The sequence below is a fragment of the Rhabdaerophilum sp. genome, from assembly GCF_046092605.1.
Classification (GTDB): Bacteria; Pseudomonadota; Alphaproteobacteria; order Rhizobiales; family Beijerinckiaceae; genus Rhabdaerophilum.
In genome coordinates this window covers 25,136-41,660 of the sequence record NZ_JBJTDY010000018.1, presented here as the reverse complement: position 1 = coordinate 41,660, position 16,525 = coordinate 25,136, and the positions used below count along the sequence as shown (strand labels likewise).

Genomic DNA, 16,525 nt, shown 5'->3' with positions numbered 1-16,525 from the left:
GCGCTGGAATGCGCGATCAAGATGGCGCGGAAATACCATGCGGCGAACGGAAACCCCGAGCGCTATCGGCTCATCACCTTCGAGGGTGCCTTCCATGGCCGCACGCTCGCGACCATCGCGGCGGGCGGGCAGAAGAAATATCTCGAAGGCTTCGGCCCGCCGGTCGAGGGCTTCGATCAGGCGGCATTCGGGGATCACAAGGCGCTTGAAGCCGCCATCGGCCCCGAGACCGCCGGCATTCTGATCGAGCCGGTGCAGGGCGAGGGCGGTGTGCGCCCCGTGCCGCCGCAATGCATGCGGGGCTTGCGCGAACTCTGCGACAAGCACGGCATCCTGCTCGTGCTGGATGAAGTGCAGAGCGGGGTCGGCCGTTCGGGCAAGCTCTTCGCGCATGAATGGTCGGGCATCACGCCCGACATCATGGCTGTCGCGAAGGGCATCGGCGGCGGCTTCCCGATGGGCGCCTGCCTCGCCACGCGGGAAGCAGGCAAGGGCATGGTCGCCGGCACGCATGGCTCCACCTATGGCGGCAACCCGCTCGCCATGGCCGTGGGCAATGCGGTGCTCGATGTCGTCACCGCGCCTGGGTTCCTCGAGAATGTGCAGCATATGTCGCTGCGTCTCTCGCAGCGCCTCGCGGAGTTGAAGGATCGTTTCCCCGGCGTGATCGCCGAGGTGCGCGGCTCCGGCCTGCTGATGGGCCTCAAGATGCAGGTGCCGAACACGGAATTCGTGGCGGCCTTGCGCAACGAGGGCCTCCTGACCGTGGGCGCGGGCGACAACGTGGTGCGCCTGCTTCCGCCGCTCATCATCGGTGAGGAGGAAGTGCGATACGCGACCGAGGCCATCGAGCGCGCGGCCACCACCTTCGCGCAGAAATCCAGCAACGCGGCCTGAGGGCTGGCGTCCGGGCCTCCGTCATCATGCGGGGGCCGATCCCCCTTTCTCGTGATCCCATGACACAAACCAAGCTTCCTTCCGGCTTCCGGCATTTCATTGATCTTTCCGATCTCGATCCGAGCACCATCCGCGCGCTTGTGGGGCAGGCGAAAGCCCTGAAGGCCCGCCGCCGCAACCCGCGTGACAGTGACAAGATCCTCAAGGGCCGGAAGATCGCGATGATCTTCGAGCAGCCCTCCTTGCGCACGCGCATGAGCTTCGATGTCGGCATCCGTGAACTCGGCGGGCAGTCCATCATGGTCACGGGCAAGGAGATCGAACTCGGCGAGCGCGAGACCATCGCCGATACCGCCCGCGTGCTCTCGCGCTATGTTGATGGCATCATGATCCGCATTCTCAGCCACGCCCAGCTGAAGGAACTCGCGGAACATGCGACCGTGCCCGTGATCAACGGGCTCACGAAAACCTCGCATCCCTGCCAGGTTTTGGCGGATGTGCTGACCTTCGAGGAGCATCGCGGGCCGATTGCTGGGCGCATGATCGCCTGGACGGGCGACATGAACAACGTGCTGCGCTCGTGGATTCACGCTGCGGCGCGGCTCGGTTTTTCGATGCGGATCGCAACCCCGGCCGAGCTTTCCCCGCCGGATGACCTGATCGAATGGGGCAGGGCCAATGGTGCCAAACTCGCGCTCCTGCGCGATCCCGCCGAGGCGGTGAAGGGCGCGGATTGCGTTGTCACCGATAGCTGGGTGTCGCTGGGCGATACCGATGGCGGCCGCCGCCATAACCTGCTGAAGCCCTATCAGGTGAACAGCCGCCTGATGGCAGAGGCGCCGGAGGCGGTCTTCATGCATTGCCTGCCGGCGAAACGCGGCGAGGAAGTCACCAACGAGGTGATCGACGGGCCGCAATCCGTGGTGTTCGACGAGGCCGAGAACCGCCTGCATGCGCAGAAGAGCGTGCTCGCCTGGTGCTACGGCGCGAGCCTCGGCTGATGGGAGAGGGCCAGCCCTTCTCCTTGCCGCTTGGCTCGGATGACATCGTCCTGCCCTTCCGGGTGGATGCGCTGGATACGCGCGGCCGCTCGGTGCGCTTGGGCAAGGTGCTCGATGAAATCCTCGCGCGCCATGCCTACCCGCCGAAGGTGGAGCGCCTTCTCGCGCAAGCCATCGCGCTGACGGCCTTGATGGGCTCTTCGCTGAAACTCGACGGCCGCTTCCAGTTGCAGACAAAGAGCGAAGGCCCGGTTTCCATGCTTGTCGTGGATTTCTCCACGCCCGCCGATATGCGCGCCTATGCGCGTTTCGATGCGGAAGCGGTGGAGAAGCTGCCGGCAAATGCCCGCGATGGGCAATTGCTCGGGCCGGGCTATCTCGGCTTCACCATTGAGCAGACGGCGCTACAATCACGCTATCAGGGCATTGTCGGCCTGGATGGGCAGGGGCTTGAAGCGGCGGCGATGCAGTATTTCCGGCAATCCGAGCAGATACCCTCCGTTGTCCGCCTCGCGGTGGCCGAGGAGCAGGTGATGATCGCCGGCACCCGTCGCCAGCGCTGGCGCGCGGGCGGCATTCTCGCCCAGTTCCTGCCGCAGGCACCGGAGCGGATGCGCGTGGCCGATCTCGATCCCGGCGATGCGCCGGCCGGCACGCCGAAGCACGAGGTGGCGGAGGATGATGCCTGGGTGGAGGCGCGCAGCCTGGTGGAAACCACCGAGGATCTCGAACTCGTGGACCCCGCGCTCGGCCTCGACCGGCTGCTCTATCGCCTCTTCAACGAGCGCGGCGTGACCGTCCAGAACCCGCTGGCGATCGCCGACCAGTGCCGCTGTTCGGAGGCGAAGATCCGCCAGATGCTCGCGCAATTCTCGGCCGAGGATCTCGCGGATATGCGCGAGGATGATGGGCAGATCGGCATCACCTGCGAATTCTGCTCGCGCAAATACCGGCTCGGAGCATTTTCAAGCGAGGTGGAAGCCGGTTCGCGTTGAGAAATGCGACCGGGAAAAATGCATGCCGCTCGCTTCCTAATGCATGACTCGCCGGGAATCCGGCATGTCCAGCGAGAAGGCGGGGATCTCGACCATCAGCCGGCGACCATCGCTCGCCACCATTTCGTAGCGGCCGACCATCATGCCCTGGCTGGTGGTGAGCGGGCAGCCGGACGAATAATTGAAGCTTTCGCCCGGTTTCAGGATCGGCTGTTCCCCCACCACGCCCGGACCGCGGACATGCTCCACGCGGCCATTGGCGTCGGTGATCTCCCAGTGGCGCGCGCGCAACTGCACCGTAACCTCGCCGAGATTGCGGATGCGGATGGCGTAGGACCAGAAAAAACTGCCTTCCTCCGGGTTCGACCGCTCCGGCTCGAATGCCGGGTGGACGATAACCTCGATGCCTTCGGTAACGGCGCGATACACCGCGTGAGCACTCCTCTCGATGCGGGAGAGGCTGCAGGATGGGGCCAGCCGCCGCGAAGGTCAATGAATTCCGTGGACAATCCCGCCCTCGGATTGCCGCGCAGGCGCGCATCCTCTAGCCGTTGAGGCCTTGATGGAGGAGGAGCCCTTGGCGGCGCAGGCTTCGGCGGGCAACGCGGTTCCGGCCGCAGCGTATCGGCCCGGTATTTATTCCGACGGGATGATCGAGGCGCTTCTCGCCGAGGGCGCGATCCGGTCCGCCATTCCGCTGGCCGAGGGACAGATCCAGCCCGCGAGCCTCGATCTTCGGCTGGGCAGAAGGGCCTGGCGCATTCGCGCGAGCTTCCTGCCGGGCGCGAATGGCTCTGTGGCCGAACGCATCGCCCATTATGCGCTCCATGAGATCGACCTGACGGCCGGCGCAGTGCTGGAAACAGGCTGCGTCTATATTGCCGAGGTGCTGGAGACGCTGGCCTTGCCCGAGAAGGTGTCCGCCAGCGCAAACCCCAAGAGTTCCACCGGCCGCCTTGATGTCTTCACGCGCGTGATCGTCGACCATGCCGCCGCTTTCGATGCCATCGCAGCGGGTTATGCTGGCCCGGTCTTCGCGGAGATCTCGCCGCGCACTTTCCCGGTTCTTGTCCGCACGGGCTCGCGCCTGTCGCAGATCCGCTTCCGGCGTGGTGACGCGCGGGTGGATGATCGGGCGCTGCTGGCCCTTCACCAGCGCGCGCGGCTGGTTGATCAGGATACCGCGCTGATCCAGGATGGCGTGGCGCTCTCGGTCGACCTCTCCGGCTTCGATGTGAATGGTCTCGTGGGCTATCGCGGCAAGCGGCATACGGGGCTCGTGGATGTCGACAAGCCTGGCGCCTATCGCAAGGCGGAATTCTGGGAGCCGATCCATCTCTCCGGGCGCCGCGAACTCATCCTCGACCCCAACGAGTTCTACATTCTCGCCTCGAAGGAGGCCGTGCATGTCCCGCCGGATCACGCGGCGGAAATGGTGCCGTTCGATGCGCAGGTGGGCGAGTTTCGCGTGCATTATGCGGGCTTTTTCGATCCCGGTTTCGGCCATGCCGAGGCAGGCGGGGCGGGCGCGCGCGGTGTGCTGGAAGTGCGCTCACGCGATGTGCCGTTCATCCTGGAGGACGGGCAGGTGGTCGGACGGCTGATCTATGAGCGCATGGCCGACTTGCCGCGCGCTCTCTATGGCCGCGAGAAGGCCTCGAACTACCAGGCGCAAGGCCTGAAGCTCTCGAAGCATTTCATCGACTAGAGCATTTTCAAGCGAAGTGGTTTCCGGTTCGCGCAAAGAAAATGCGAAAAAAGAAAGAGAGCGAGCATTTTCAAGCGAAGCATGCCCCTGCGAAGGCGGGGGTGGTTTCCGGTTCGCGCAAAGAAAATGCGATCAAACAAAGAGATAAAGCATCCGATCTGGATCTGATCAGGGCGAAAATGCTTTAGCTCCCGGACCTCTCCCGCCGCAATTCGGCGATCTCCGCCCGGAGTGCGCGCAGTTCTTCCGCCACCCGCGCCATCTCGCGCGGATCATGCAGAAGCGTGCGCGGATCAGCGGCTGTTTTCTCGTCATCGAGGGCGCTGACCACGACCCCGATGAAGAGATTGAGCATCATGAAGGCCGAGAGCAGGATGAACGTCACGATATAGACCATCGCGTAGCCGTGCTTTTCGAGCAGGGGCTTGGCGACGCCACCCGACCAGTCATCGAAGGTCATGATCTGGAAGAGGGTGTAGGTCGTGGCCCCGAGCGACCCGAACTGCTCCGGCGAGGTGGCTCCGAAGAGCTTCGTGCCCATCACGGCATAGACGTAATAAACCAGCGCCGTCAGCAGGATGATCGACCCCATTCCGGGGATGGCCCCAATGAGGCCGCTCACCACCCGCTTCAGCGACGGGATGGCGGTGACGAGGCGCAGCAGCCGCAGAACGCGCAAGGAGCGCAGCACCGAGAGCGCGCCGGTGGCCGGCAGCAGCGCGATGCCGACGACGATCGCATCGAAGACGTTCCAGGGGTCGCGGAAGAAGGCCCCGCGCCGCACGGCAAAGCGCGCGGCAAGTTCTGCCACGAAGATCCAGAGGAAGATCGTGTCGAGCATGTGCAAAAGCCGACCATAATCTTCCATCACGGTCGAACTGGTCTCCAGCCCGAGAGTGATCGCGTTGAGCACGATGAGCACCACTACGACGCGCTCGGTCAGCGGATGATCGACGAGAGTTTTCAGCAGGTTCATGGCGAATCGCTCGCTAGCTGGGCTTTTGCCCGAGAGTTAAGGCCGCGATCCGGCACTGTCGAGACAGCTACCAGCGGTTTCCCCCGCGAAAACGGAAGCGCCGCAGGTCTTGAAATCCAATGCGCTCCCGGCCTATTAGGGAGCTGAGCGCGGGTATGATGTAATGGTAGCCTGTCAGCTTCCCAAGCTGAACGCGCGGGTTCGATTCCCGCTACCCGCTCCATGTTTCCCATAAGCCTCTGTTTTCGCAAAAATTTCTTGTTTGGTCATAGCGGTTCCGCCATGGTAGCCAAGACGGCAATAATTCTGGTGATCATGGACGCGTTTCATGGCTCGCTGTTCAAACTCCGGCTTACCCTCTCTTGTCCGCGCCATGAGAGCGGCGCATGGAATGATCACTGCGCTTTTGCGGTCGAGATCGTGTCCTTCCTCAGCTTGGGAATGCGCAGTTCGACTGTGCCGGCCCTCGCTTTCCAATCCCGGTCACGTCACCGTTGGGCTGGGCGAGGCGCAGCGCGCTCTTCCCGCCATGGGCTGCGCCGGTCAACACTCCTCCTCCAGCTCCATCAGCCGCGCGGCGGCGAAGATGATCATCCCGCGCAGGATATCGGCGTCAGGTGTCTTCTCCATGAGCGTGCGCAGGTTCATCCTCGCGTCGGTGATTGGTCGTCCTCGGCATCAAGGTTGGCTGTCGCAAACCCGACACTCTCCCGAAGGCCGATCAATGGCCACCGGCATCAGCCCGCCTGCCACAGCGCTCTTAACGGCGCGCCGCCGGGATGATGGCTCTATCGAGCTACACCGCCACCTGGCACGTCCCCCTCCTCGGTTCAGCTCCCGTTCTGCCAGTTGCGCGGATGGACGGCATTCGGCACGAGCGGAATGATCAACTGGAGCGGAGTCCGAGCTGATTGAAAGAGGCCGTCCGCTCTCATTCCTGATTGTTTGATCGCATTTTCTTTGACCAACCGGTATCCAATGGATGGGAAAATGCTCTCGCCGCGTCAGATAACAGCCAGTCGAAGCCGCTGGCACATGTTGTTGCAATAACCTCGCGGATTCCAGCGCGGCTCGAGCGGTTGCTGACGCCCATTCGCATCCGTTGCGCGAATGACAAGCGCCAGTTCTCCGGTCACAGGAACAACCAGCGGAAGTGAGAAACGGGTCCACGAATAGGAGCCTTCCGGCGCGGTCAGCGACGCCGGCTGCCAATGCGCGCCCTGATCCATCGAGATCGCGACTTCGGCGATCGGAGTCCCGTGGGCCCAGGCCCAGCCTTCGATCCTTGTTGCTTGGCCGCCCTGAACAACATCGCCATTTTCATGGCTGGTCACGATGGCGCGGACCGGCATTTCCCGAATGATCTCGAAGCGCGCGGGGTCAATCGGATCACCGGGGCAGAGCGGATCGATCGGCACCCGATAATCCAGCCCGGACATGCCCGGACCCTCATGGACATGGTCGAGCACCTCGATGCCTGTCAGCCATTTCTGCCAGGCTGAACCGGGATAGCCCGGTGCGACGATCCGCAACGGCGCCCCATGATCTGGCGTCAGCGGTTCGCCATTCATCGCGAAGGCCAGCAGGCATTCCGGCTGCAAGGCCTTTTCCAGCGGCAATCCGCGCGAAAAGGCTGCGCCGCGCCGGTTGATCGCCTGATCCGCCCCATGATGCCGGATATGGCTGGCACCTTCGGAAATGCCTGCCGCGCGCAGGACATCCGCAAGCCGGACGCCTGTGAAGGTTACACAGCCCACCGCACCAAGCCCCCAGGGAATGCCTTCCCTGGGGTAGGCATTCAGCGAGCGGCCATTCCCGGCGCATTCGATGACCGTGGTGATAGACACAACCGGGAAGCGGCGTTCCAGTTCCATGACCGTCAGGCTCAAGGGCTCGCGCACCAATCCCGTGACCGATAACGGCCACGTTTCCGCGTCGAACGGCCCATCCGGGAGATGACCATTGTTGCGAATAAAAAGCTGTCCGACCGGCGTGATCGGTGGATCAAGCAAGGAAAGCGGGCTCTCGGCATTGGTGGCCTGATGGTCATGTCTGCGCAGAAGAGTCAGGATCGACCTCCTTTACGAATGCGAGGCAGCCAGTTGAACCCATGCCTTCTTCCGGGCCAAGCGGTTTCTTGGCCCCATCTATCCGCATGTATCCGCCATCAGGGTATCCGCCATCAGGGCCATTGACGTCAGGTTCCGGATTCGTGATCAGATTGCGACGGATGATGTGATGCAGTTCCGCCTGCTGCCGGTTTGCCGACGGGGCGATCAGCCGATGAGTGGACCATTTCCAGGCTCAGGACTGATGGATCACAACCCGAAGACGATTGCCGCCGCAAAGCAGATTGTGGAGAAGATCGCGTGGGCGGAGCGGTCGTAGCGGGTTGCGATGCGCCCCAGGATGAGCGCCGCGCCCTTGTGGTCGCTCATCTGGCCTTCGGTGAGCAGCATTACGAGAGGCTTGCCGTAGCCGTCACACATGGCGCGGAGTTTGGAGTTCAGCCGGCCCTAGGCGCGCCCGATACATCGGGAAAGAGCCCCTTTTTGAGCAGGCTCCCCGCCGTGGGATGCGCCTTCGGGTGCTTGGCGTCGATCATGATGCGCTCCGGCTTTGGTCCTTCAGCCGCGAGACCTGCAAAGATGCGGTCGAACACCCCCATCCGGCTCCAGCGTATGATCCCGCCGGGATTGTGCGAAGCACAGTTGAAGAGCGTCTTGTGGGGACCGTATCCCTTGGGCACATCCTTCCACTGCAGGCCGTGCTTGATCACGTAGACGATGCCGCTCACAACGCGTCGGTCATCGACCCGAGGCGCGCCGTGCGACAGAGGGAAAAACGGAGCGATCCGGGCCATTTGGCGCTCACTCAGCAGGAACAGACCATCCATCAGGGGCTCCCTGAAAAAACACTCTGAATCACACTTGCCTGCAAATCAACAGGTCCTGAGCGTAGATCGAAGAGGAGATGAATCGTAAAGTGATGTCCACTAAGCTTCGATGTGACGTATTTACAAGCTTTGTTCATGCTGTGCTGGATGGCGGGTAGCGCTGTGGTGTGCCGTTGGGCTGCCAAGCATAATGTAATTCGATTTATATATCTTGTCTTATTGATTTCTTGACCCGAAAAAAATCTGGCTGGGGCGCCAGGATTCGAACCTGGGAATGGCGGAATCAAAATCCGCTGCCTTACCACTTGGCGACGCCCCAAAACGGCTCGATCTGAATCGACCACCGCTCGGAACAAGCCTCTAGCGCCTCCCTGTCCTCGCTTCAACCGATCTTGGTTGAAAATTGCGTCTTCTTCGTCACACCCCAACCGGGAATGGCAAGGAGCGCAGAGAGTTGAAGAAGCGGCTCGCGTGAGACTTGCAAGGCCGGCATCAGGGCTGTAAGGAACCGGCCTCGCGTCGGTCGCGGAGTGTAGCGCAGTCTGGTAGCGCACCTCGTTCGGGACGAGGGGGTCGCAGGTTCGAATCCTGCCACTCCGACCACGCGGATTTCCTCCCTCGCAGGCGAGATCGGGCGGCGCAGGCGCTAGCCCAGTATTCGATCGGCTTCCGCCGCCGCAACGAAGACATGGTAGAGAGATGAGGCGGGCACGAGGGCGGTCGCCACCTCCCCCCGCGCACCGAACTGATCGATCCAGCCTCCCGCAAAGGGGCCGGCGAGGTAGGTCTTCAGCATCTGTTTGATCAAATGCTCGGCGGCTTCGTCCGCACGGGCCGCACCGGTCTCGGCCTGCGCGAGCCAGGCCTTGATGAGCTCGGTCTGCGGCCAGAGCCGGCGCGTGAGCTTGCGCGGCTGGCTCAGGGTATCGATCTCGTCGATGAGAAAGCCGTGGACCGGTTCGGCTGCACTGAGGGCGGCGCCTAGGAAATGCGTCGCCAGCGGCGTTGGCGGCTGGCTGATCATCTGGTCGTGCTTACGCAGCAACCAGGCCCATTCCGCCATATGTCCCGGCTCGACGATGGATGCGCCATTCTCCTCGACCGCCTTCCAGTCATCGCCGAAGAACTCGAGCAGCAGCCGGGACTTGCGGTCGATGAAGGTCCGTTCGAGCATCCGGCGATAGCGTGCGGCTTCCTTCAGTGCGTCGGGATGGCCCACGGTCTCCGCCAGCGCCAGCATGGCCTCGAACATGTGCATGTGCGGGTTCTGACGGCGCGGCAAGGCAGGCGGCAGCGATTCGAGCAGGAAGCCCTTCGGGTCTGTCAGTTCCTCGCGCACGAAAGCCAGCACGACATCGAGCAACGTCCGCACCTGCGCATCGCCCGAAGCGCGCGAAAGCCAGCCCAAGGCCAGCAGGGCAAAGGCGTGGTCATACGAATCCCGTCTTGCGCTCAGCACCGAGCCGTCGGGATCGAGAACCTCAACGAAGCCGGGGTTCCCATCCGGCGACCAGGCTCGATTCAGGAGACACTCCAGCCCCTTGAGGGCGAGGTTGAGGCCATCGGTCCAGCCCAGCATGCTCGCATGCGCCAGCACATAGATCTGCCGCCATTGCACGCGCGTGCGGCGCGGGGCCGAAACATCCGGGCTGGCCGTGAAATCAAACCGCTCATGAAAGCCGCCGTGCTTTTCGTCCCACCCCTTGATGCTCCAGAATGGCAGGCTCTCGCGCTTGATCCAGCCCGTGAATTCGCGGACGACCGCACTGGGCGCACGGCCGCGATGCAGGGTCGCCGAAGGGCGAGCGCGAAGCTTGGAAACGGGAGCGGACGGGGTCTCGGGCATGCGCCGGCGGGGATCGGAAACCTGAAATCGCAGAATAGCATGCCGGGGCGCAATCTCGCCATGCCCGCGTTGCGCGACGGACGATTGTCAGCGGGGGCCTCGTGGTCTATGCCCTCGGGCTCTTTTCCGGTTCGCGTGACTTGCCGAGGCTTCATTCCATGCCCACCCCCCTCGCCCCGCCATGGCCGCGCCGGCCCGAAGGTCGCGTTCTGGTGATGGGGATCCTGAACGTGACACCGGATTCATTTTCCGATGGCGGCTTCTTCGCGCAAAGTGGAGCAGCGATCCGCCATGCAGAGGAGATGGTGCAGGACGGCGCGGATATCCTCGATGTCGGCGGCGAATCGACCCGCCCCGGTGCCCAGCCGATTTCCCCTCGGGAGGAGATTGCGCGTGTGGTGCCGGTGCTGATGGCCTTGCAGGACCGGCATTTTACCACGCCGATCTCCATCGATACCTACAAGGCCGAAACAGCGAAGGCCGCGCTCGCGGCAGGAGCTGTCATCGTCAATGATGTGTGGGGCCTGCAGCATGACCCTGCCATGGCGTCGGTGGTCGCCGAAGCCGGTGCCGGGCTGGTGATCATGCATAACCGGCTCATCAAGGACGAGAACATCGATATTGCGGATGACATGGAGCGCTTTTTCGAGCGCTCCCTCGAGCTTGCCCGAAAGGCCGGCATTCCCGCGAATCGCATCGCGCTTGATCCCGGCATCGGCTTCGGCAAGACGCTTGACCAGAACCTCGATGCGTTCCGCGCGATTCCGCGCCTCAGGGCCATGGGCCGGCCGGTGTTGCTCGGCGTTTCGCGCAAATCCTTTCTCGGGTTCATCACGAATCGTCCGGTGACCGAACGCCTTGCGGGTTCGCTGGCCGCCGCAATGCTTGGGGTAGGCCTCGGTGCGGATATCCTGCGCGTCCACGATATCGGCCCGCATATCGACGCGCTCACCGTGCGCGCAGCCCTTTGCCCGGAGAACGCCGCATGAGCCCGCAGACAGGCGACCGGATCGTGGTGAAGAAGATCGCCGTCTTCGCCTATCATGGTCTTTACGAGGAGGAAGCGCGGCTCGGCCAGCGCTTCAACATCAGCCTCGAATGCTGGCTCGATCTCGCGCCGGCCGGCCAGGGGGATGACCTTGCGAAGGGCGTGTCCTATGCCGATCTGGTGAGCATGGTGCAGGAGATCGCGGTGGGCGAGCGCTTTCAGATCATCGAGGCTTTGGGCGAACGCATCGCCGCGACTATCCTCGCGCAGCAGCCGCTGATCGAGGCAGTTGCGGTCACCGTGGAGAAGCCTGGGGCAGCCATCGCCGCGCTGTTCGAAACCATCGAGGTGACGATCCACCGGAGGCGCGCGCGGTGAGCCAGGCGCGCGTCCTCGCCCATCTCGCGCTTGGCGCCAATCTCGCGGATCGGTTCGAGGCCTTGCGCGAGGCGACGCGGCGCATCGCGGCCGTGCCGGAGATCAGTCTGCTTGCCCGTTCGCGCATCTACGAGACGCAGCCCTGGGGCAAGACCGACCAGCCGTCCTTTGCCAATGCTGCGCTCACCGTGCGCACGATTCTCGGGCCCCGTGCACTGCTGGAGACCTGCCTGGAGATCGAGCGGGCCATGGGCCGCGTGCGCCTCGAGCGCTGGGGACCACGGCGTATCGACATCGATGTGCTGACCTATGGCGACGAGCACATCGCCGAGCCGCATCTCACGATCCCGCATCCGGCCATCGCCGACCGCGCCTTCGTGCTGGTGCCGCTTCTGGAAATCGCGCCGGATTTCACGCTCGATGGAAAGACGGGTGCCGACCTTCTCGCGCGGCTCGATCGCAGCGGCATCAAGCCGGTCGGTGATCTTGCATGAAAAAGGCCGGGACTTCTCCCGGCCTCCCATTCCTTGCATGTCCCTGAAAATCAGGCGCGGCGCAGGTATTCCACCACGCGCCAAGCCGCCGGCAGAAGCGCCGCGCCGAGCAGGGTCTTGAACAGCGTCGCCGCATAGAAGGGCGCGACACCGAAAAGATAGGCCTTGCCGGCACCCATGAGCACCGCGAGCCAGGCGAAACCGAACAGGAAGATCACGGCATGGCCGATGGCCATTGCCGCGAGCGAACCGAGCACGCTCTTGGTCCAGCCGCGCTCGGCGAGGAAGCCGGTCACGAAGGCAGCCGCCACGAAACCGATGAGATAACCGCCGGTCGGGCCCATCATGTAGGCAAGGCCCACGCCCTTTTCCGGCGTGTTGGCGAAAACGGGAAGCCCGGCGAGGCCTTCCAGCAGGTAGAGCATCACGGTGGCCACGCCGAGGCGCCAGCCGAAGGCTGCGCCGATCACCAGCACGACCAGCGATTGCATGGTCATGGGAACCGGGTAGAACGGCACCTGCACCTTGGCCGAAAGCGTCAGAAGGCCCGTCGCAGCCAGCGCAATCGCGGCATCCCGCAGCAGCGAGCGGCTGCCTTTGCCGGCGAAAACGGTATCGATCAGGGTGGCGCTGTTCTGCATGGACGTCCTCTTTCGCTCTCGGTCCCGGAACCGGCTTCAAAGGGAAAAGGTTGCGCCGGCGCCTAGTGGTCTATAGGCCGGTATACCGGCGAAGACAAGTTGGTGAAGAGGCTGGCCCATGGATGTTCCCTTCAACCTCGCCCCGCCTGAAACAGCCCGGCTGGAAGAAGTCGCGCCCGGCATTCGCCGGCTCGTGGCGGGGAATGCCGGGCCGTTCACCTTCACGGGCACCTGCACCTATCTCGTGGGCACGTCGGACCTCGCGATCATCGATCCCGGACCGGAGGATGGCGCGCATTTCGCGCGGCTCCTCGCGGCGATCGGCGAAGCGCGCGTGGCCGCGATTCTCGTGACGCATACCCATCGCGACCATTCCCCGCTCGCGCGTCCTCTCGCCGAACGCACCGGCGCGCCCATCCATGGCTGCGCTCCGCATGCGCCGGCCCGCCCCTTGCGCCTCGGCGAGGTGAACCCGCTGGATGCCTCGGCAGATTTCGATCACCGGCCGGAGGTCGAAAGCGCGGATGGCGCGCGCATCCTCGTGGGCGAACACGCTTTCGAGGCGATCCATACCCCAGGCCATACCGCGAACCACGTGAGCTTCGCGCTTTCAGGCACGGGAATCGTCTTCTCGGGCGACCATGTGATGGGCTGGTCCACCTCCATCGTCGCGCCGCCCGATGGCTCGATGGCCGATTACATGGCCTCGCTGGAAAAGCTTGCGGGGCGCGAGGAGGATGCGCTCTACCTTCCCGGCCATGGCGGCGGCGTGGCCGATCCGCGGCGCTTCAGCCGCGCGATCCTGAGCCACCGGAAGCAGCGCGAATCACAGATCCTGGATCGCCTTTCGGACGGGCCGCGCAGGGTGCAGAAGCTGGTCGAGGAGAACTATCCCGGCCTGCGCCCGGAACTGAAGGGCGCAGCCGGGCTCTCCACCTTCGCGCATCTCGAGGATCTCTTCGCGCGAGGGCTCATCACGGCCGAGCCGGAACTCGCCATGGATGCCGTGTTCCGGCGAGCCTGACCGGAGCGGATTCCGATCTGAATGGCTCAGACCGTCCGTTCTGATTTCTTGTTGTTTCACGCATTTTCTTCGACCAACCGGCATCCGATGGATCGGAAAAGGCTCTAATCGCGCGAGGCGAGGATTTCCTCCGCGAGACGGCGGATGCGCTGGGCATTCGCGCCGAAATCATGCCGGCCGATGCGGCTCGCGGAGCGGATATCCACGCGTGTTCCGGCCGGGGAGGGGCGCAAGCGGATCGTGATGTCGTCCTGAAAGCGCAGCAGGGTCGTCTCGGCAATCGCCTCGATACGCCCCTGTCCCGAGCGGCCACCCGGCGCCGATTGCTCGATGATGCGCCAGCGCAGCCTCTGCACCGCCTCGAGAACCAGCCGGAAAGCCTGATCGGCCTCCATATCCAGCACCAGCGGCCGGATATCCGGATAGGCGGGGCGCTGGCGCTCGCGCTCGCGCGGGTCGCGGACGGGCGGAACATGCCCCTTCCGGGCTTGAAGCGCCACCGAGGAGCGCGAGAATTCCGGCGGATCATCGAGGTCGGTCGTGATGTCGTTCAGAAGTGGAAGGCGCCTGGACTCGATCGCCAGAAAAGCCGGCCCGCCAAGAACGGACAGGGCGAGAATGACGGTTCGAAACAGCCGGAACAGGCCCGTTCTCCCGTTCCGCCACATATCGATGGCGCCGACCCCGGCCACCGCCAGCGCGAGCATGGCCAGAAAAGCCGCGAGGCCGATGAGCACCAGCGCCCGCCCCGGATCAACCTGGCCGGATCGCGCAAGAAGAATTGCCAGAAGCGCCAGCGGAACTGCCACGAAGGCCAGGTGCTCGGCCCAGATCATGAAACGGGATGGACGTGCGAAGGAAAGCCGCGTTGCCATCGTTACCCTGCGAAAAGCTGGCCAACGCACGATTTTTCGCAACGAATTGCTGCGTGGCAGGCGTGCGAGTAGGCAAAGGGCGGCATGGCAGCTTCCTGCAAATCAGCCGGTTTCTTGCGTTTTTCCTGCCATGGCTTGAGCCGAATGGAAAGGCCGGCCGCGCGATAAACACTTGAAAAGACGCACGAGCCGCTCCAAGGGAAACATATGATGGATGAACGCAGCGTGACTCCGGCCCGCATCTGGTTCCGCTTCTTGCGGTTGCATCAGCGTGGGCATTCCGCGATGTCCGGGCGCTTGCGCTCCATTGGACTTTCCGTGGCCCAGTTCGACCTGCTTTCGACATTGACGGAGGATGAGGGCATCACGCAGCGTGACCTCGCCGAGCGGCTCTATGTCACGAAGGGCAATGTCTCGGGCCTTGTGGATCGGCTGGTCGAGGCTGGACTTGTGGATCGCAAACCGATCCCGGGTGATCGGCGCTCCCACGCCCTGCATCTCACTTCCGAGGGCCGTCGCCTCGCGGCGGAAGGCATGGATGTGCAGAAACGCTTCATCCAGGAAACGATTGGCCGTCTGCCCGCCAGCGATCTGGAGTTGCTCGACCAGACGTTCTCGCGCTGGCGCGACACTTTCAAGAGTCTCGAAGCCAAGGGCTGAGTCATCGCATCAGAAATCTTAACCTATCTTAACGCTTTGCCGCGGGTTTTCCACAATCGCGCCCAACGCCAATCACGATGCACCGCGATTACTGGCGTCATTCCGGGTCCACCCGGTCTCCATTGCCAAGAGGAAACAGCATGCCCCCGGCCTCGCTTTTCGCGGAAAGCCTTCGAAACCGTGAAACGATCCCCCTCACCCGCGAGCGCCTTGCCGTTGCCGGCCACATTGCCACGCATTACCGCGCGATCCGCTTGCCTGCCCTTGCCGCCGCTGCGAGTCGCGTGGCCGAGCGCCGTCGGGCCCGCGAGCGCACGAAGCAGATCGCGCAGACCGGATGGAGCGACTGACAACCATCGGGCAGGAAACAAAAAAGGCGGCCAAAAAGGCCGCCTTGTTCGTTTCTGTCCCAGCCTGCTGCTCAGCGCACGATGACTTTCGAGCCGATCTGCACGCGGGCATAGAGATCAATCACGTCGATATTGTGCATGCGGATGCAGCCCAGCGAGACCGGCTGACCGATCATCTCCGGCTCGTTCGTGCCGTGGATGCGATATTCCGTGTCGCGACCGCGTTCGTCATAAAGGTAAAGTCCGCGCGCCCCCAGCGGATTGTTCGGGCCGCCTGGCACGGTGGAGGGCAGGCCCGGCGCCATGCGGCGCGCTTCGTTCCCCGGGGTCCAGGAGGGCCACTCGACCTTGCGGCCGATGGTGGCGGTGCCGCGCCACTGATGCGATTCCATGCCTGGTGAGATCTCATAGCGCAGGACCGTATTCGGGTCCTCGACGAAATACAGGAAGCGGGCCTCGTTATCGACAATGATCGTGCCTGGTGTCTTTTCACCCGTCGAATTCGGCATGCGAATGCGTGCCCGCATCGGATCGAGTTCTCGCGCAAAGCTCTGCGGCGCGAGCGCCAGCAATTCAACATCGCGCTTCGAGAGGCTCGGATCGGGGAAGGAGGCGTAGGTGTTGCACGCAGCGGTCGCGAGGGCAATGCAAGCCGCAACACATGCTTTCATGGCGAGAGGCAATGAGGACATCGTTTCGGAAGAATGATTGATCATGGTTGCGTTTTGATTAATGACCCGGGCTTCTTCCGACGAGTGCGGGAAAGACACAATGTTTCCCCGCATGCTGCATCGCA

18 protein-coding genes, 3 tRNA genes and 1 pseudogene are annotated in these 16,525 nt (G+C 63.5%); 12 read left to right on the top strand and 10 right to left on the bottom strand.

Going from position 1 to position 16,525, the window contains the following annotated elements:
• The 3 genes from ACKODO_RS01840 to ACKODO_RS01830 all read left to right on the top strand — a co-directional run.
• Positions 1–897, top strand: an 897-nt coding sequence (locus tag ACKODO_RS01840) for an aspartate aminotransferase family protein (protein WP_408981753.1), incomplete at its 5' end; no start/stop codon positions are given.
• 59 nt (positions 898–956) lie between these two features.
• The gene (gene argF / locus ACKODO_RS01835) at positions 957–1,898 is read left to right on the top strand and encodes an ornithine carbamoyltransferase (protein ID WP_408981752.1); all 942 of its coding nucleotides are present in this window, start codon (positions 957–959) and stop codon (positions 1,896–1,898) included.
• The gene (locus tag ACKODO_RS01830) at positions 1,898–2,893 is read left to right on the top strand and encodes an Hsp33 family molecular chaperone (RefSeq protein ID WP_408981751.1); all 996 of its coding nucleotides are present in this window, start codon (positions 1,898–1,900) and stop codon (positions 2,891–2,893) included. Before argF ends, ACKODO_RS01830 begins: the two co-directional genes overlap by 1 nt.
• A 36-nt stretch (positions 2,894–2,929) precedes the next feature.
• Here ACKODO_RS01830 and apaG read toward each other — a convergent pair whose 3' ends face one another.
• Positions 2,930–3,322 (bottom strand): Co2+/Mg2+ efflux protein ApaG, encoded by a 393-nt coding sequence (apaG, locus tag ACKODO_RS01825; RefSeq protein ID WP_408981750.1) that lies wholly within the window; start codon positions 3,320–3,322, stop codon positions 2,930–2,932.
• 133 nt (positions 3,323–3,455) lie between these two features.
• Here apaG and ACKODO_RS01820 point away from each other — a divergent pair, with 133 nt between their 5' ends.
• On the top strand, positions 3,456–4,601 hold the full coding sequence (locus ACKODO_RS01820; RefSeq protein ID WP_408981749.1) for a 2'-deoxycytidine 5'-triphosphate deaminase: 1,146 nt from the start codon (positions 3,456–3,458) through the stop codon (positions 4,599–4,601).
• A gap of 184 nt (positions 4,602–4,785) precedes the next feature.
• Here ACKODO_RS01820 and ACKODO_RS01815 read toward each other — a convergent pair whose 3' ends face one another.
• Entirely contained in the window at positions 4,786–5,577 is a 792-nt protein-coding gene (locus ACKODO_RS01815) for an ion transporter (RefSeq protein ID WP_408981748.1), read from the bottom strand.
• Between the two features lie 149 nt (positions 5,578–5,726).
• Between ACKODO_RS01815 and ACKODO_RS01810 the strand changes: the two genes are divergently transcribed.
• A tRNA-Gly gene (locus ACKODO_RS01810) sits at positions 5,727–5,800 on the top strand.
• A gap of 202 nt (positions 5,801–6,002) precedes the next feature.
• Here ACKODO_RS01810 and ACKODO_RS01805 read toward each other — a convergent pair.
• The 4 genes and pseudogenes from ACKODO_RS01805 to ACKODO_RS01790 all read right to left on the bottom strand — a co-directional run.
• Positions 6,003–6,240 (bottom strand): annotated as a pseudogene (locus ACKODO_RS01805) (transposase); the annotation flags it as partial.
• A gap of 341 nt (positions 6,241–6,581) precedes the next feature.
• Positions 6,582–7,589: a sulfite oxidase gene (locus ACKODO_RS01800; protein WP_408981747.1), complete on the bottom strand. Its 1,008-nt coding sequence runs from the start codon at positions 7,587–7,589 to the stop codon at positions 6,582–6,584.
• Positions 7,590–8,083: 494 nt separating this feature from the next.
• A complete protein-coding gene (locus ACKODO_RS01795; RefSeq protein WP_408981746.1) occupies positions 8,084–8,473 on the bottom strand; it encodes a transposase in 390 nt (129 codons plus the stop codon).
• 244 nt (positions 8,474–8,717) lie between these two features.
• Positions 8,718–8,792, bottom strand: a tRNA-Gln gene (locus tag ACKODO_RS01790).
• Positions 8,793–8,999: 207 nt separating this feature from the next.
• On the opposite strand from ACKODO_RS01790, the gene ACKODO_RS01785 reads away from it, so the two are divergent.
• Positions 9,000–9,076: transfer RNA gene (locus ACKODO_RS01785), tRNA-Pro, on the top strand.
• 43 nt (positions 9,077–9,119) lie between these two features.
• Here the strand turns inward: ACKODO_RS01785 and ACKODO_RS01780 are convergent.
• Positions 9,120–10,319 carry an AGE family epimerase/isomerase gene (locus ACKODO_RS01780; protein WP_408981745.1) on the bottom strand — a complete coding sequence of 400 codons (1,200 nt, stop codon included), beginning with the start codon at positions 10,317–10,319 and terminating at the stop codon, positions 9,120–9,122.
• 158 nt (positions 10,320–10,477) lie between these two features.
• Between ACKODO_RS01780 and folP the strand changes: the two genes are divergently transcribed.
• Genes folP through folK form a run of 3 tightly spaced genes read left to right on the top strand, consistent with a single transcriptional unit; the run spans position 10,478 to position 12,179 of the window.
• A complete protein-coding gene (gene folP / locus ACKODO_RS01775; protein ID WP_408981744.1) occupies positions 10,478–11,308 on the top strand; it encodes a dihydropteroate synthase in 831 nt (276 codons plus the stop codon).
• Positions 11,305–11,685, top strand: a complete 381-nt coding sequence (gene folB / locus ACKODO_RS01770) for a dihydroneopterin aldolase (RefSeq protein WP_408981743.1) — start codon at positions 11,305–11,307, stop codon at positions 11,683–11,685. Before folP ends, folB begins: the two co-directional genes overlap by 4 nt.
• Entirely contained in the window at positions 11,682–12,179 is a 498-nt protein-coding gene (folK, locus tag ACKODO_RS01765) for a 2-amino-4-hydroxy-6-hydroxymethyldihydropteridine diphosphokinase (protein ID WP_408981742.1), read from the top strand. The genes folB and folK overlap by 4 nt, the downstream gene beginning before the upstream one ends.
• A 50-nt stretch (positions 12,180–12,229) precedes the next feature.
• Here folK and ACKODO_RS01760 read toward each other — a convergent pair whose 3' ends face one another.
• The gene (locus ACKODO_RS01760) at positions 12,230–12,820 is read right to left on the bottom strand and encodes a biotin transporter BioY (RefSeq protein ID WP_408981741.1); all 591 of its coding nucleotides are present in this window, start codon (positions 12,818–12,820) and stop codon (positions 12,230–12,232) included.
• A gap of 118 nt (positions 12,821–12,938) precedes the next feature.
• On the opposite strand from ACKODO_RS01760, the gene ACKODO_RS01755 reads away from it, so the two are divergent.
• Positions 12,939–13,844, top strand: a complete 906-nt coding sequence (locus ACKODO_RS01755) for an MBL fold metallo-hydrolase (RefSeq protein WP_408981740.1) — start codon at positions 12,939–12,941, stop codon at positions 13,842–13,844.
• Between the two features lie 104 nt (positions 13,845–13,948).
• Here ACKODO_RS01755 and ACKODO_RS01750 read toward each other — a convergent pair whose 3' ends face one another.
• On the bottom strand, positions 13,949–14,719 hold the full coding sequence (locus ACKODO_RS01750; protein ID WP_408981739.1) for a DUF1499 domain-containing protein: 771 nt from the start codon (positions 14,717–14,719) through the stop codon (positions 13,949–13,951).
• Between the two features lie 210 nt (positions 14,720–14,929).
• Between ACKODO_RS01750 and ACKODO_RS01745 the strand changes: the two genes are divergently transcribed.
• Entirely contained in the window at positions 14,930–15,379 is a 450-nt protein-coding gene (locus ACKODO_RS01745; RefSeq protein WP_408981738.1) for a MarR family winged helix-turn-helix transcriptional regulator, read from the top strand.
• 140 nt (positions 15,380–15,519) lie between these two features.
• Entirely contained in the window at positions 15,520–15,729 is a 210-nt protein-coding gene (locus ACKODO_RS01740) for a hypothetical protein (protein WP_408981737.1), read from the top strand.
• 71 nt (positions 15,730–15,800) lie between these two features.
• Here the strand turns inward: ACKODO_RS01740 and ACKODO_RS01735 are convergent, their stop codons facing one another.
• On the bottom strand, positions 15,801–16,421 hold the full coding sequence (locus ACKODO_RS01735; protein WP_408981736.1) for a L,D-transpeptidase: 621 nt from the start codon (positions 16,419–16,421) through the stop codon (positions 15,801–15,803).
• Between the last annotated feature and the right edge of the window lie 104 nt (positions 16,422–16,525).

Bases quoted from the DNA above. Each gene is read 5' to 3' on its own strand.
- argF (WP_408981752.1), top strand. From the start codon at position 957: ATGACACAAACCAAGCTTCCTTCCGGCTTCCGGCATTTCATTGATCTT.
- ACKODO_RS01830 (WP_408981751.1), top strand. From the start codon at position 1,898: ATGGGAGAGGGCCAGCCCTTCTCCTTGCCGCTTGGCTCGGATGACATC.
- ACKODO_RS01820 (WP_408981749.1), top strand. From the start codon at position 3,456: ATGGAGGAGGAGCCCTTGGCGGCGCAGGCTTCGGCGGGCAACGCGGTT.
- ACKODO_RS01815 (WP_408981748.1), bottom strand. From the start codon at position 5,577: ATGAACCTGCTGAAAACTCTCGTCGATCATCCGCTGACCGAGCGCGTC.
- ACKODO_RS01795 (WP_408981746.1), bottom strand. From the start codon at position 8,473: ATGGATGGTCTGTTCCTGCTGAGTGAGCGCCAAATGGCCCGGATCGCT.
- ACKODO_RS01780 (WP_408981745.1), bottom strand. From the start codon at position 10,319: ATGCCCGAGACCCCGTCCGCTCCCGTTTCCAAGCTTCGCGCTCGCCCT.
- folP (WP_408981744.1), top strand. From the start codon at position 10,478: ATGCCCACCCCCCTCGCCCCGCCATGGCCGCGCCGGCCCGAAGGTCGC.
- folB (WP_408981743.1), top strand. From the start codon at position 11,305: ATGAGCCCGCAGACAGGCGACCGGATCGTGGTGAAGAAGATCGCCGTC.
- ACKODO_RS01760 (WP_408981741.1), bottom strand. From the start codon at position 12,820: ATGCAGAACAGCGCCACCCTGATCGATACCGTTTTCGCCGGCAAAGGC.
- ACKODO_RS01755 (WP_408981740.1), top strand. From the start codon at position 12,939: ATGGATGTTCCCTTCAACCTCGCCCCGCCTGAAACAGCCCGGCTGGAA.
- ACKODO_RS01750 (WP_408981739.1), bottom strand. From the start codon at position 14,719: ATGGCAACGCGGCTTTCCTTCGCACGTCCATCCCGTTTCATGATCTGG.
- ACKODO_RS01745 (WP_408981738.1), top strand. From the start codon at position 14,930: ATGGATGAACGCAGCGTGACTCCGGCCCGCATCTGGTTCCGCTTCTTG.
- ACKODO_RS01740 (WP_408981737.1), top strand. From the start codon at position 15,520: ATGCCCCCGGCCTCGCTTTTCGCGGAAAGCCTTCGAAACCGTGAAACG.
- ACKODO_RS01735 (WP_408981736.1), bottom strand. From the start codon at position 16,421: ATGTCCTCATTGCCTCTCGCCATGAAAGCATGTGTTGCGGCTTGCATT.